Annotated in this window: 9 protein-coding genes and 1 pseudogene; 7 read left to right on the forward strand and 3 right to left on the reverse strand. The window is 70.0% G+C overall.

Going from position 1 to position 14,888, the window contains the following annotated elements; genetic code table 11:
- The first annotated feature begins 67 nt into the window (after nt 1-67).
- Entirely contained in the window at nt 68-3,415 is a 3,348-nt protein-coding gene (locus ACIQVL_RS41805; protein ID WP_403478090.1) for a lectin, read from the forward strand.
- A gap of 81 nt (nt 3,416-3,496) precedes the next feature.
- Here the strand turns inward: ACIQVL_RS41805 and ACIQVL_RS41810 are convergent, their stop codons facing one another.
- Both ACIQVL_RS41810 and ACIQVL_RS41815 read right to left on the reverse strand, forming a co-directional pair.
- Complete coding sequence (locus tag ACIQVL_RS41810) at nt 3,497-5,203, reverse strand: carbohydrate binding domain-containing protein (protein ID WP_403478091.1); 1,707 nt, start codon at nt 5,201-5,203, stop codon at nt 3,497-3,499.
- Nucleotides 5,204-5,411: 208 nt separating this feature from the next.
- Nucleotides 5,412-7,421 carry a LamG-like jellyroll fold domain-containing protein gene (locus ACIQVL_RS41815; protein WP_403478092.1) on the reverse strand — a complete coding sequence of 670 codons (2,010 nt, stop codon included), beginning with the start codon at nt 7,419-7,421 and terminating at the stop codon, nt 5,412-5,414.
- Between the two features lie 600 nt (nt 7,422-8,021).
- On the opposite strand from ACIQVL_RS41815, the pseudogene fusA reads away from it, so the two are divergent.
- Nucleotides 8,022-8,243: pseudogene (gene fusA, locus ACIQVL_RS41820) on the forward strand (elongation factor G); the annotation flags it as partial.
- Nucleotides 8,244-8,302: 59 nt separating this feature from the next.
- Here fusA and ACIQVL_RS41825 read toward each other — a convergent pair.
- Nucleotides 8,303-9,532 (reverse strand): RNA-guided endonuclease InsQ/TnpB family protein, encoded by a 1,230-nt coding sequence (locus ACIQVL_RS41825; protein WP_403478093.1) that lies wholly within the window; start codon nt 9,530-9,532, stop codon nt 8,303-8,305.
- Between the two features lie 17 nt (nt 9,533-9,549).
- Here ACIQVL_RS41825 and ACIQVL_RS41830 point away from each other — a divergent pair, with 17 nt between their 5' ends.
- The 5 genes from ACIQVL_RS41830 to ACIQVL_RS41850 all read left to right on the forward strand — a co-directional run bounded on the left by ACIQVL_RS41830 (nt 9,550) and on the right by ACIQVL_RS41850 (nt 14,747).
- Nucleotides 9,550-9,756, forward strand: coding sequence for an Arc family DNA-binding protein (locus ACIQVL_RS41830; protein ID WP_393815553.1), 207 nt, complete (start codon nt 9,550-9,552; stop codon nt 9,754-9,756).
- 445 nt (nt 9,757-10,201) lie between these two features.
- Entirely contained in the window at nt 10,202-11,518 is a 1,317-nt protein-coding gene (locus ACIQVL_RS41835; RefSeq protein ID WP_403437975.1) for an ABC transporter substrate-binding protein, read from the forward strand.
- A gap of 5 nt (nt 11,519-11,523) precedes the next feature.
- The gene (locus ACIQVL_RS41840) at nt 11,524-12,516 is read left to right on the forward strand and encodes a carbohydrate ABC transporter permease (RefSeq protein ID WP_403437978.1); all 993 of its coding nucleotides are present in this window, start codon (nt 11,524-11,526) and stop codon (nt 12,514-12,516) included.
- 7 nt (nt 12,517-12,523) lie between these two features.
- The gene (locus ACIQVL_RS41845) at nt 12,524-13,363 is read left to right on the forward strand and encodes a carbohydrate ABC transporter permease (RefSeq protein WP_403438015.1); all 840 of its coding nucleotides are present in this window, start codon (nt 12,524-12,526) and stop codon (nt 13,361-13,363) included.
- A gap of 25 nt (nt 13,364-13,388) precedes the next feature.
- On the forward strand, nt 13,389-14,747 hold the full coding sequence (locus ACIQVL_RS41850; RefSeq protein WP_403478094.1) for a GH1 family beta-glucosidase: 1,359 nt from the start codon (nt 13,389-13,391) through the stop codon (nt 14,745-14,747).
- Nucleotides 14,748-14,888: the final 141 nt, after the last annotated feature.

Here is a 14,888-nt window from a genome sequence, read left to right on the forward strand (position 1 = left end):
GATGGTGAGACCCCGACGTTCAGCCGCACCACCCTCCACCCGTGCGAGATTCCGCAGGCGCCTCGCCGTGGCCTGCGTCCTGGGCATGACGGCCCTGCCGCTCTCGGCGACGGGCAGCGCCCTGGCCGCGAGCGCCGGGACGCCCGCCCTCGTGACGGACCCCGCGTCCCTCGTCAACCCCCTCATCGGCACCTCCGGTGCGGTGGACACCTTCCCCGGCCCCGACATGCCGGCCGGCATGGTGCAGTGGGGTCCCGACACGACGCCGAACCGTCCCGACGGCGGCGGCTACGAGTACGCCGACAAGAAGATCTCCGGCTTCAGCCTCACCCACGTCTCGGGACCGGGCTGCCCGGTCGCGGGCGACCTGCCCGTGCTGCCGGTGACCGGCTCTCTCTCGGGCGACCTCGGCAGCACGTCGGTCGGTTTCAGCCACGCCGACGAGCAGGCCGCCGTCGGGTCGTACAAGGTCACCGACGCGGGCGGCGTGAAGACCGAGCTGACCGACACCACCCGCGCCGGGCTCGGCACCTTCACCTTCCCGGCGGGACAGCAGGCCAACCTGCTGTTCAAGCTGAGCGGGGGCGCCACCCAGGTCGACGGGACCCGCGTGCAGGTGGTGAACAGCAAGGAGATCAGCGGCGCGATCGACAGCGGCCACTTCTGCGGCGCGAGCAACCGCTACACGCTGCACTTCGACGTCAAGTTCGACCGGCCGTTCGCGGCGAGCGGCACCTGGGTCGGCTCCACCATCACCCCCGACGCGAAGTCGCTGAAGGCGGGCAAGGTCGGCGCGGCCCCGCAGAAGTCCACGTCCAAGCCGCTGAAGGAGAAGCACTTCACCGTCCCCGCGAAGCCCGCCCCGACGGTCCACCGCAGCACGGCCAAGGCCTCCGGCACGGCCTCCGCGGCACCGAGCGCCGGTACGGCGTCCCGGCTGTCGAAGGCCGCCGACGCCGCCCAGCCGCCCACGACCGGCGCCAACGGCATGTACCTGACCTTCGACACCTCCGCGACCACCACGGTCACCGCGAAGGTCGGCATCTCGTACACCAGCGACGCCAACGCGGCGGGCAACCTCGCCACCGAGATCAAGAACTGGAACGTCGGCGCCGTCGAGAAGGCCAACCACGACGCCTGGAACGCGGTGCTGAAGAAGATCGAGGTGGGCGGCGGGTCCGCCGACCAGCAGACGCAGTTCTACACCGCGCTCTACCACGCCCTGCTGCACCCGAACGTCTTCTCCGACGCCAACGGCCAGTACATGGGCATGGACAACCAGGTGCACAAGCTGGCCAAGGGCCAGCAGGCCCAGTACGCCAACTACTCGGGCTGGGACACCTACCGCTCCCAGACCCAGCTGATGGCGCTGGCCGAGCCCAAGGTCGCCAGTGACGTCGTCACCTCGATGCTCAACGGCTACGACCAGACGGGCCTGCTGCCCAAGTGGGCCTCGAACAACGGCGAGAGCTACGTCATGGTCGGCGACCCGGCGGCCGGCATCATCGCCGACGCGTACGCCTTCGGCGCGACGGACTTCGACACCGGCAAGGCCCTCGCCGCCCTCCAGCACGAGGCCACCGTCCCGAACAACGACCGCCCCGGCGAGTCCGTGCGGGACGCCAAGGGCTACCTCCCGCTGGACGAGAACGACTACAACTGCTGCAACTTCTACGGCCCCGTCTCCACCCAACTGGAGTACGACAGCGCCGACTACGCCCTCGCCGCCTTCGCGAAGTCGCTCGGAAAGACGGACGTCTACACGAAGTTCGCCACCCGCGCCCAGGACTGGATGAACGTCTTCAACCCGCAGACCGGCTACATGCAGGCGAAGAACAAGGACGGCCAGTTCGCGGGCGGCTTCACGCCGGGCACCTCCAACGGCTTCGTGGAGGGCACCTCCGCCCAGTACACCCCCATGGTCCCCTTCAACCTGCAGCAGCTCATCCAGGCCCGCGGCGGCACCAAGGCGTACTCGTCCTACCTGGACAGCCTCCTCGACGACATCACCAGCCCCGGCGGCACCGACGCGGACCTGAGCAACGAGCCCAGCGTCGAGATCCCCTGGGAGTACAACTACACGGGCCAGCCCTGGAAGACCCAGGCGGCCGTCCGCGCGGCCCAGCAGGGCCTCTACTTCAACGCCCCGGTCGGCTCGTTCGGCAACGACGACCTCGGCGCCATGAGCTCCTGGTACGTCTGGTCCGAGCTCGGCATGTACCCGGAGACCCCGGGCACGGACACCCTGGTCCTCGGCAGCCCGGCGTTCCCGACCGCCCAGGTGACCCTCGGCAACGGCAAGACGGTGCGGATCAACGCCCCGCAGGCCGCGCCCGACGCGCCCTACGTGCAGTCGCTCAACGTCAAGGGCAAGGCGTGGAACGCGTCCTGGCTGACGTTCCAGCAGTTCAAGGGCGCGGGCACGCTCGACTACACGCTCGGCACCCAGCCCAACACCTCCTGGGCGTCCGGCCCGTCGGCGGTGCCGCCGTCGGACACCACGGGCGGCGGCCGGGTGCTGGCGGCGACCGGTCCCAGCAACGGCCTGGTCCTCCAGCCGGGCACGGGCGACGACGCCACCCTGAACCTGACCAACCTCGGCAGCAAGTCCGTCACGGTCGACTGGACGGCGACCGCGCCCTCCGGCGTCACCCCGGACCCGGCCTCCGGCTCGCTGACCGTGCCCGCCTCGGGCAGCGCCGAGGCCAAGGTGCACGTCACGGCGGGCGCGACCGAGGGGACGTACCCGGTCACCTTCGCCCTGACCGACCACGACACCGGTACGGCGCTGTCCGGGGCGAGCCTCCGCGTGGCCGTCGCCAAGGCCGGTGCGCTGTGGCCGTACAACACCAACGAGGGCATCTACCCCGACGGCACCACCTACTCCGGCGGGTTCGACGGCGGCGGCTGGGCCTACTCGCAGAACGCGCTGTCGGCGGCAGGCGTCACCAGCGGCTCCACCCTCACGGTGGACGGAATCTCCTACACCTGGCCGACGGCGACGTCCGGTCAGCTCGACAACCTGGAGATGGCCGGCCAGACGATCCCCATGCCGGCCGGCACCTCGGGGGCGTCGCTGGGCCTGCTGGGCGCCGCGGTCAACGCCCCCACCGACGGCAGCGGGGTCTCGGGCACCCTGACCGTCACCTACACCGACGGCACCACCTCCCAGGCGACGGTCGGCTTCTCGGACTGGACGCTCAACGGCGGCCCGAGCAAGCCGCTGCCGGGTGACACGACGGCCGTCACCACCGCCTACCGGAACACCGGGAGCGGCGGCCGCGACGGTGTGAAGACCTACGTCTTCGCGACGAAGGTCGCGCTGGACCCGGCCAAGCAGGTGGCGTCGGTGACGCTGCCGGTGACCGGCCAGACCGGCACCGACCACCTGTTCGCCTACGGCTTCGGCCAGTAGGACGTACGGCGGCACGGACGAGGGGGCCGGTTCCCCGGGCACGCGCCCGGGGAACCGGCCCCCTCGCCGTCGTGCGGGTGCTCAGCTCAGGGTGAAGTCGTCCGCGTCGACGGCGGACTGGCCGTACCAGCCGTGCACGAAGACGGTGACCGCGCCGCTGCTGCCGGTGGTGAAGCTGACCGTGAGCTGGTTCCAGCTGCCGCTGTTGGACCAGGTGCTCGCGGAGGCGCCGCCGCTGACCCCGAGGTAGGCGTACGGGCCCTGCACCCAGGCGGTGAGGGTGTAGGTGTGGTTGGCGGACAGGGTCACGCTCTGGTCGCACTCGCCGGTGCTGCTGGAGCTCGGCGTGACCTGGAGGCCGTGGCTGCCGCTGTGGACCGGGCTGGAGACCACCGCGCTGCCGCCGGTGCAGGTCCAGGGGCTCAGACTGCCGGTCTCGAAGCCCGCGTTGGTCAGCGGGCCCCCGCCGCCCCCGCCGCCGGAGGAGGAGGTGACCGTCAGCGAGTAGGTCGCGCTGTGGCTGCCGCTCGCGGCCGTGCCGGTGACGGTGATCGGGTAGGTGCCCGCCGCCACGGACGAGCCGACCGTCGCGGTCAGCGTCGAACTGCCGCCGGACGTCACGGAGCCGGGGGAGAAGGAGACGCCGACACCGGAGGGCGCACCGGACGCGGAGAGGCTGACCGACTCGGCGCTGCCGGAGGTGACGGCCGTACCGACGGTCGTGGTCGCGGAACCGCCCTGGGCGACCGAGGCCGAACCCGGTGACAGGGACAGCGAGAAGTCGGTGGTCGTGCCGCCGCCACCGCCCGTGCTGCCCTCGTAGGGCACGAAGGCGTCGGTGAACGCGAGGGTGTTCTGGCTGATCTCACTGCACGTGGACAGCGAGTTGGCGTTGCCGCTGCACGGCTGGTCCCGGTTGGCCGACCAGAACGACAGCCGCCCGACGCCGTTCTGCGCGGCGAAGGACTCCACCGTCTGGGCGTCCGCGAGCGTGAAGGTGGACCCGTCGTCGTTCTTGCCGATCATCGGCGTGATGCCGAGGTTGGCGTAGGTGTAGCCGGAGTCCACGGACTGCATCTGTGCCAGCGTGGCCCTGGCCGCGGAGACCGCGCCCTGGCCCATCTCGGTGCCGGTGCCCGCGTAGTAGTCCATGGCCATGATGTTGACCACGTCGATCTTGATGCCCGCGGTCTTGGCGGCCTTGAGGATGTTGACGCCGTCGCTCGTCAGCCCGCTCGTCAGCACCGGCAGGGTCATGGAGAACTGCAGGTTCGGGTTGGACGCCTTCAGGTCCTTCATCGCCTGCATCTGGCGGGCCGCGGCGGCGGTGTCCGCGATGGCGGCGCCCTCGACGTCGAAGTCGAGCCGGGTGACGCCGTAGTCGTTGATGATGGCCTGGTAGCCGGCGTCGATGCTGCTCTGGGTCGAGCAGGTCCACGCGAGCGGCTCACCGCTCGCCCCGCCGGAGGAGATGATGACGGAGGCGCCCTCGGACTTCGCCCTGGCGATCTCGGGGTCGGTGTACGAGTCGTTGCCGATGGGGAGGGTGTCGCCCCAGATCTGGGTGCAGCCCTCGCCGAGGACGAAGGCCGCCGTGTAGGCCTTGAGCCCGTGTCCTGTGATGGCGGTGTCGAGCAGTCCTTCCTGACCGTTCGACATGTCGACGTAGGGAGCCACGGAGTAGACGCTGCTCCCCGCGGCGCTGCCGGCCGGGGCCAGCGTGACGGTGACGCCGGTGGCCGCGAGTGCGAGCGCACAGGCGGAGGCCGCAAATCTTGCCAGGTGCATGACAGTGGCCCTTTCGGGATGCCCATCGAGGGCGGGGTGGTGGGGGGTGGGCCGAGATTTGGTACATACCAAACCGCCGCCGGGGCCCGTCAGTCAAGAGGACTAGACCAACTCCATACCATTCGGGAACGGTATGGCCCCGCACCGCCTCCGTGCCCGGGGGAGTCTCCCGTCTCCGGCGAACGGGCCGGAGACGGGAGACCTCGGCTCACCGCGCCGTCAGGAACTCGTCCGCGGCCAGCGGGCGGTTCACGATCCGGATGTCCCCGACGCTGCCGTGGAACACCATGTCGACGGCGCCCGCGTACTCGTGGCCGCCCACCAGCCACGGCAGCCCGAGCGAGGTGAGGCCGGCCGACAGCCGGTTCGGGTTGTCGACGACCGGGGCGCCCTCGACGTACAGCCGCGTGCGGCGGCCGTCGTTGACCACCGCCAGGTGCCACCACCTGAGCTCCACCAGGCCGTGCCCCCAGTTGGTGGTCGGGTAGGTGTCGTTCAGCGGGTAGTGGTTGAACTGCGGCTCGCGGCCGTTGTTCGAGATGGAGAGCTGGAGCACCGGTTCGCCCGGGTCGGTGTTCTTGCCGTGCTTCCCGGCGTCCCCGGCCGAGCCGCGGCGGCTGAGCACCGACGCCCAGCCGTTGTTCCCGGCGTCCCAGTCCAGCGGCAGCATCACGAACGTCTCGATGGTGTACCCGGACTCGAACGTCTCGCCGTTCAGCGGGGCCCGCGCCCCCGTGGTCAGGTACGAGCCGTGCAGCGGGTTGCGGCCGCCGCCGAACTTCAGGCTGGCGTGCGCGGGCTGGTCGGGGTGGTGGTCGGCGGACCAGGTGAGCGCGTCGGCCGCGGCGCCCGGCAGGGTCACCACCGTCAGGTCGTTGCCCTTGCCGGACAGGTCGCGGACGGTGTCGCCCGCGGTGAGCGCGGTGCCGGGCGCGCCCTGTCCGTCGAAGCGCCAGTAAGCCAGCGTGCCCTTCACCAGCTCCCGGGCGGCCGGCCGGGCGGGGCGGGCCGGGACCGGGGCGAAGCCGGAGAAGCGCCGCTCGAAGTCGATCGGCACCGAGAAGGAGTCCACCGGACCGGTGATCCGGGCGTGCTCGGCCGCCAGTCCGGAACGGGACTCCGGCTCCTGGGCCAGGATCCACGGGTTGACCGTCTCCACGTCGATCGTGTTGCGGGCCAGGTCGAAGTGGTACAGCCGGATCATGCCGCCACCGCCGAAGTAGCGGTTCTGGTAGTTCGTGATGTGCAGGTGCACATCGTTGCCGGCGGCGTTCTTCGCGGTCGTCCGCGCGGGCGGCCAGTAGTGGCCGTTGAGGGTGAGGAAGATCTGGTCGTTGCCGTCGATCAGCCGGTCCCAGACCGTCCGGCCGTAGTCCGAGAGCACGGCGTTGTCCTCGGGGTCGCCGGACTCGTACGGGAAAACGTTGTCATCGTAGTCGGAGTAGACGAGGTCGTGCGTCGTCAGGATCACCGGCAGCTTCGGGTGGGCCTTGACGACGCTCTCGGCCCACGCGAAACCCTGCTCGCTGGTCCGCCAGTCCAGGGCGAGCAGCAGCCAGGAGCGGCCGGCGGCCCGGAAGACGTGCGCGGTGTTGTAGCCGGTCGGGTCGGCCCCGGCGAACGTCTTCGCGTGCGCGAACCGCTGCGGGCCCAGGGTTCGCAGGTACGGCGTGTCGCCGCGGCCGTCGTCGCCGCTCACGTCGTGGTTGCCGGCCAGCACGCTGTACGCGGCACCGTGCCGGTCCAGCAGCGCGAACGCCTTGTCGACCTGCTGGAACGAGGACGGATCCGCGTCCTGGGTCAGGTCGCCGAGGTGCGCCATGAAGACGATGTTGTCGCCGTTCGCGTCCCCGCTGTTCTCGACGACGTAGCGGAACGACGCCTCCTGCGGGGTCCGGTTGACGCTGTCCTGGCTGCCCCAGTACAGGAACTGGGTGTCCGGCATGACCGCGAGGGTGAACCGGAGTGCTTCCGTGTCCGGTCTCCAGGTGCCGGTCCGGGCGCTGCCGGTGGCCCCCGTGGCCTCCGCGCCCTCCGCGGCGGACGCGGGCGTCGCGCCGAGCACGGCCGCGCCGGCCCCTCCGGCCGCCGCCCCCGCTCCGGCCAGCGCGGTGCTGCGGAGAAAACCACGCCGGCTCTGTCCGGCGCTCTGCCCGTAGCTCTGCTCCGTGCTCTGCCCTGCGCTCTCCTGTGCCGGGGTGTCGTCTCGATGGGACATGGGGCCGCCTTTCCCGTGCCGATGGCTCAAACGCGACGACGCTACCCAGCGGCGCTCCCGGTCGGGCGGCCAAGAGGTGACGGTCGAAGAGCAGGCGGCTGTCCGGGACTTGAAGGATCGAGACGGTCGATCGAAAACCGGGTGCGTGCCCCAGAGCCCCTGCCTACACTCGTCCACTGTCACGCACCGTAGCCGCGCCCGGCGGCCGCGGTGCTGAGCCGTGACGAGTTCGGACGAACGAGGGGAGAGGGCCATGCGGGACCGCACCGCTGTCGTCCCCTCCCTTTCCCGCTCCCTGTCCCGCTTTGACGTGATCCTCGTGTCCCCGTCCCTCCGGTGCCCGCCGCGCGGCCGGCACCGGACTCCGTGACGCGCGACCAGATACGTCAACCATCGGTACCTGTTATTGATCTGACGTCTCGTCAGGCATGACCGACGGTCTGCGCCGCACGGGAAATCGCGCCGCCCCTTCCGGGAGCGATTCCGGGAACCGTCATCCGAAAGGCACCGGGCCATGCGCACCGAACTCCACCCGAACTCCGCTAACCCCCTTGCCGTCGTTCGCAACCTGGGCATCCTCGCCCACGTCGATGCCGGACCGCGCTGCGCGACCTCACCCTGTCCGGTGACTGCGTCGTCGTCCTGTGCGGCTCCGCCTACCGCAACAGGGGTGTCGAACCGCTCCTCGACGCGGCGGTGGCCTATCTGCCCTCGCCGCTCGACGTCCCCGCCGTACGCGGCATCCACCAGGACGTCGAGGAGCGGCGGACCGCCGACCCCGAAGGGCCGTTCGCGTTCGCGGCGCTCGCGTTCAAGTTGACTGTTCCCCTCCCTGAAGGGAAGGGGATTCCTTCCTTCAGGGCTGAGCGGGGATTCCTGGCTCAGGCTGCCTCTGGGAGCAGCGCTCCCGGCGGTCTTACGCCCTCGAAGCCAGCCGGGTTCAGACCTGCCCGGACGAGCATCACGCGGGCGGAGTTCTTGTCTCTGGGCGAGACCGCTCCGCACGCGGTGCAGGTGTAGGTGCGCTCGGACAGCGGCAGTGCGTGCTTGGTTCTCGCTCCGCACGATGCGCAGTCCATGGTGGTGTGCGCGGGATGCACAAGACGGATGTCGCGTCCGTGCTTGCGGCCCATCTCGGTCAGGGCCCTCTTCGTCGCGCCGATCGCGGCGTCCGCCGCCTTACGCGCCATCGAGGACCTGGCGAGGAACTTCGGGCGGAAGTCCTCGACCGCGATGGCGTCGTGGTCGGTGACGGCCTTCTTCGCCCACTTGCGTGCGGTGTCCTGCCGCTGCCGGGCGATCTTCGCGTAGGCCTTCGCCCGCCACTTCTTCGCCTCGCGGTAGCCCTTCGAGGCGGCTTGCCCCTTCTTCGGCCGACGGCGGGCCATCATCCGGTCGTACCGGGTCAGCCTGGTCTGGGCCTTGCGGCCGTGCTGGGGGTGTGGGAGGTCGTGGGCGTCGGAGGTGGTGGTCGCGGTCTCCTTAACGCCCCAGTCCACGCCGAGCACCCGGCCGGTTCGGGGCAGCGGTCGTACCTCGGCGGTGATCACGAACGAGCAGTACCAGTGACCGACGCTGTCCCGGTACACGCGCACCGAGGAGGGTTCGGCCGACAGACCGCGCGACCACACCACGCTCAGCACGATCCCGCCCGCCAGATGCAGGCGGCCGTCCTTCAGCCGGAACCCGCGCCGGGTGTAGTTCAGCGTCGGCAAGGCGTCGCGTTTCTTCTTCCACCCCGGCATACCGGCCCGCTGCCGCTGAGGCAGGCGTTCTTGGATGTCCTTGTGCGCCTTGGCGCGGGACTTGCCGAAGTCCCGGATCAGCTGCTGCTGCGGCACCGAGCTGCCCTCGCGCAGCCACGGCGTACGCGCCCGCGCCTCGGTCAGTATCTTGTCGAGCTGCGCCGGGCCGCAGGTCCGCTTCTCCCCCTTCTCCTGCGTGGTCTTGTTGTGCACGTGGGTGGCCTTCGACTTGGCGACACACTCGTTCCAGATCCACCGGCACCGGTCCCATTCCGCCTCCAGCGCGGTACGGGCGGTCGATGACACACGCAGACGGTAGGTGTACCGGGCGCACCCAGCCCCGTCGGTCTCCATCAGCGTCGTCATGATGTCACCGTAGCGTCATGATTCGTTTCTCACTCCGGATCCCGGCCGACCTACACGAACGGGTGACCGCCCAAGCCGCCGCGGACCGGCGGTCCCTCAACTCCGAGATCTTCCACCTCCTGGAGGCCGCCCTCGCCGCTCCCCGGGCGGCCGCGGGATCGCCCGGCGGCGATCCGGCTTCTCCTGCCCCGCTCCGCGGGAAACCGGACTCCTCCCCGGCGTGAACGCCGGGGCATCCTCCGGGCATCCCGGTGACGGCCCGCTTGCCGCCGTGGGTGGCGGCCCCATGCCGCCGTTGGCGAGCGGGAGCGTGCCGCCGCCCCCTCCACCGCCGTAAGCGGCGCCCCGTCCCCAACGCCCCGTCGAAACACAACCGTTGTGGAACGGCATCGGCCTCCTCTCCGCGCAGGTCACCCCGCTTCGGCCCAGGTCACGCCGTCGGGGTGGGCGTACCACCGCCGCGGAACCGGCTGTTCCCCGGCCCGCCTGCACGGATACCCGTGCCGGATCCCTTGACGAGCTAGTCTTCGGGGGATTAACTCACGTCCTAAATTAAGCCATGAGGGGCTTCGGAAGCCGAACGTCGGTCCAAACGTCCGCACTCGCGGGCGCCGGCCTTCGCGAAGCCCTCTCGGGGTTCTCGACTCCCGGAAAGGCACAGCTGGAGCCATGCGCAGCATCCGAGCCGCGGCCGTAGGCGCCGTCACCATGTCTCTCGCCCTCGCGGCCACGGCCTGCGGTGGCGGTTCGTCCACCGGCGGCGGGTCCAACGACTCCCCGAAGACGCTCACCTACTGGGCCTCCAACCAGGGTGCGAGCATCGAGGTCGACAAGCAGGTCCTCCAGCCGGAACTCGACAAGTTCCAGAAGCAGACCGGCATCAAGGTCAAGCTGGAGGTCGTGCCCTGGTCGGACCTGCTCAACCGGATCCTGACCGCGACCACCTCGGGCCAGGGCCCCGACGTGCTGAACATCGGCAACACCTGGAGCGCCTCGCTGCAGGCGACCGGCGCGCTGCTGCCCTGGGACGCCAAGAACTTCGACAAGATCGGCGGCAAGGACCGCTTCGTCGACTCCGCGCTCGGCTCCACGGGCGCCGAGGGCAAGGACCCGGCGGCCGTCCCGCTGTACTCGATGGCGTACGCGCTCTACTACAACAAGAAGATCTTCGCCGACGCCGGCATCGCCCAGCCCCCGGCCACCTGGGACGAGCTGATCGCCGACGGCAAGAAGATATCGGCCAAGGGCAAGTCGGTGCTGGGCGCCGAGGGCGGCAACGTCTCGGAGAACATCCACCACGTCTTCGTCTTCGCCAAGCAGCACGGCGCCGACTTCTTCACCGCCGACGGCAAGCCCGACTTCACCGACGACAACGTCGTCGCCGCGGTCAAGCAGTACGTCGACCTGATGGCCAAGGACAAGGTCATCCCGACCGGTGACGCCGAGTACGCGCAGAACCAGTCGGTCAGCGACTTCGCCAAGGGCAAGCTGGCCATGCTGCTGTGGCAGTCGGCCTCCTCCAACCTCAAGTCGCAGGGTATGAGCGACAGCGACTACGGCATCGCCCCGGTGCCCGTGCAGTCCGGCACCCCCGGCACCGGCACCCAGGTCAACTCGATGGTCGCCGGCATCAACCTGGCGGTCTTCAAGAACACCAAGAACCTCGACGGCGCCACCAAGTTCGTGAAGTTCATGACCAGCGACGCCGAGCAGAAGACCCTCAACACCGCCTACAGCACCATCCCGCCGGTCAAGACCGCCCAGGAGGACGCGGCCTTCGGCACGCCGGCCAACTCCGTCCTGAAGACCACCCTCGCCACCAGCGCCGCGGCGCTGCCCCAGGTGGCGGCGGAGTCGCAGTTCGAGACCACGGTCGGTACGGCGGTGAAGAACCTGTTCGCCGACGCCGCCGCCGGCCGCGCCATCACCACCGACACCGTCAAGGCCGAGCTGGAGAAGGCCCAGCAGCAGATGCCGGCGGCCTGAGCACCATGACGACCACCACCACCGCTGTGCAAGAACCGGCGCGGGTGAACTCCCCCGGGGCGGCGGGCGGCTCGGGCCGCCGCCCCGGGCGGATCCGCCGCATCGGACTGCCCTACCTGCTGCTCCTGCCCGCCCTGCTGCTCGAACTCCTCGTCCACCTCATCCCGATGGTCATCGGCGTCGTGATGAGCTTCAAGGAGCTCACCCAGTTCTACATCCGCGACTGGACCACCGCCCCGTGGGCCGGGTTCGACAACTACAAACTGTCGGTCGAGTTCAACGCCCCCGTCGGCAAAGCCCTGTTGCACTCGTTCTTCGTCACCGTCGGCTTCACCCTGCTCTCCGTCGGCCTGTGCTGGCTGATCGGCACCGCGGCTGCGGTGTTCATGCAGGACACCTTCAAGGGGCGCGGCCTGCTGCGCGCCCTGTTCCTGGTGCCGTACGCGCTGCCCGTCTACGCGGCCGTCATCACCTGGGTGTTCATGTTCCAGCACGACAACGGCCTGGTGAACCACGTCCTGCACGACCAGCTGCACCTCACCGACAAGCCGTCCTTCTGGCTGATCGGCGACAACAGCTTCTACGCCCTGCTCACCGTGTCGGTGTGGAAGGGCTGGCCGTTCGCCTTCCTGATCGTGATGGCCGGCCTCCAGAACATCCCGCGGGAGCTGTACGAGGCGGCCGCCCTGGACGGCGCCGGCATGTGGCAGCAGATCCGCCGGATCACCCTGCCGTCGCTGCGCCCGGTCAACCAGGTGCTGATCCTGGTCCTGTTCCTGTGGACGTTCAACGACTTCAACACGCCGTTCGTGCTGTTCGGCAGGTCCGCCCCGGAGGCCGCCGACCTCATCTCGGTCCACATCTACCAGGCCTCCTTCGTCACCTGGAACTTCGGCACCGGCTCGGCCATGTCCGTGCTCCTGCTGCTCTTCCTGCTGGTGGTGACCGGCGTGTACCTGGTGTTCACCTCGCGCGGACGGAGGACCTCGGATGTCTAGCTCGCCCATGGCCCCGCCACGGTCCTTCCTCTGGTCCCGGCGGATCTTCCTCACGCTGCTCACCGGGTTCGTGCTGGTCCCCGTGTACGTGATGATCTCCAGCTCGCTCAAGCCCCTCGCGGACGTCACCGGCAAGTTCCGCTGGCTGCCGAGCGGGCTGACGATCCGCCCGTACATCGACATCTGGTCGACGATCCCGCTCGCCCGGTACTTCGTGAACTCGCTGATCGTGTCGGTCGCGGCGACGGTCTGCTCGGTCGTCGTCGCGGTGTTCGCCGCCTACGCGGTGAGCCGCTACGAGTTCCGCGGCAAGCGCGTCTTCACGGTCACCGTGCTGTCCACGCAGATGTTCCCGGGCATCCTCTTCCTGCTCCCGCTGTTCCTCCTGTACGTCAACATCGGCAACGCCACCGGCATCGCCCTGTTCGGCTCCCGCGGCGGCCTGATCCTCACCTACCTGACGTTCTCGCTGCCGTTCTCGATCTGGATGCTGATCGGGTACTTCGACTCGGTGCCGCGGGACCTGGACGAGGCGGCGCTGGTGGACGGCTGCGGGCCGCTCGGCGCGCTGCTGCGGATCGTCGTACCCGCCGCGATCCCCGGCATCGTCGCGGTCGCCGTCTACGCCTTCATGACCGCGTGGGGCGAGGTGCTGTTCGCGTCGGTGATGACCAACGACACCACCCGCACCCTGGCCGTCGGCCTCCAGGGCTACTCCACGCTCAACAACGTGTACTGGAACCAGATCATGGCCGCCTCGCTCGTGGTCAGCGTTCCCGTCGTGGCCGGCTTCCTGCTCCTCCAGCGCTACCTCGTCGCCGGGCTGACCGCCGGCGCCGTCAAGTGAACTCCGCAGTTCCGAAGGGAATTTCGTGACCATCGATCTCGCCGCCCTCCCGCACGACTTCCTGTGGGGCACGGCAACCGCGGCGTACCAGATCGAGGGAGCCGTCGCCGAGGACGGCCGTGCACCCTCCATCTGGGACACCTTCTCGCACACCCCGGGGAAGATCGACAACGACGACAACGGCGACGTCGCGTGCGACCACTACCACCGCTGGCGCGAGGACGTCGACCTGATGCGGCAACTGGGCGCCAACGCCTACCGGCTGTCCGTCGCCTGGCCGCGCGTGCGGCCCGCCGGGGACGGCCCGGTCAACGCCAAGGGCCTCGACTTCTACGACGAGTTGATCGACGCCCTGCTGGCGGCCGGCATCACCCCGTCGGTCACCCTCTACCACTGGGACCTGCCGCAGGCCCTCCAGGACCGGGGCGGCTGGCCCGAGCGGGCGACCGCGGAGCACTTCGCCGCGTACGCCTCCGTGGTCGCCGAACGCCTCGGTGACCGGGTCAAGCACTGGACCACCCTCAACGAGCCTTCCTGCTCCGCCTGGATCGGCCACCTGGAGGGCAAGATGGCCCCCGGCTGGACCGACCTCACGGCCGCCGTCCGGGCCTCCTACCACCTGCTCCTCGGCCACGGCCTGGCCGCCCAGGCGATCCGCGCCGCCGCGCCCGGCGCCGAGGTCGGCATCGTGAACAACCTCTCCACGGTGTTCGCCGCCTCGGACCGCCCCGAGGACGAGGCCGCCGTCCGCCGCCACGACGGGCACGTCAACCGCTGGTGGCTGGACCCGGTGCACGGCCGCGGCTTCCCGGCCGACATGGTCGAGACCTACGGCGTCGAACTCCCCGAGCGCCCCGGCGACCTGGAGACCATCGCCACCCCGCTCGACTGGCTGGGCCTGAACTACTACTTCCCGGCCTATGTCGAGAACGACCCGGACGGCCCCGCGCCCCACGCCCGTTCCGTCTACCGCCCCGGCGTCCCGCGCACCGGCATGGACTGGGAGATCGACGCGAGCGGCATCGAGACGCTGCTGCTGCGCCTCACCGAGGAGTACGGCGCCCGCAAGATCTACGTCACCGAGAACGGCTCCGCCTACCCGGACGTGGTCCGTCCCGACGGCACCGTCGACGACCCCGAGCGCCAGGCGTACCTGGTCGGCCACCTCGCGGCCTGCGCCTCGGCGGCCCGCAAGGGGGCCCCGCTGGCCGGCTACTTCGCCTGGTCGCTGCTGGACAACTTCGAGTGGGCGTACGGCTACGACAAGCGGTTCGGGCTGGTCCACGTCGACTACCGCACCCAGGTCCGCACGATCAAGGGCAGCGGCCACCGGTACGCGGACATCATCCGCGACCACCGGGGACAGGCCCGCCGGGCGGCCTGACACACACCGCGGTGGGCGCGGACCAGGGGAGTACCGCGCCCACCGCACGTTCGACCGGCATACGCGTGAGCGACGACGACGCACCCTTCCAGGTGCGTGATGCGTACGCTGCGTCGGCGTACGAGGGCAATACGTGGACCG

The sequence above is a fragment of the Streptomyces sp. NPDC090499 genome (assembly GCF_044769305.1).
Classification (GTDB): Bacteria; Actinomycetota; Actinomycetes; order Streptomycetales; family Streptomycetaceae; genus Streptomyces.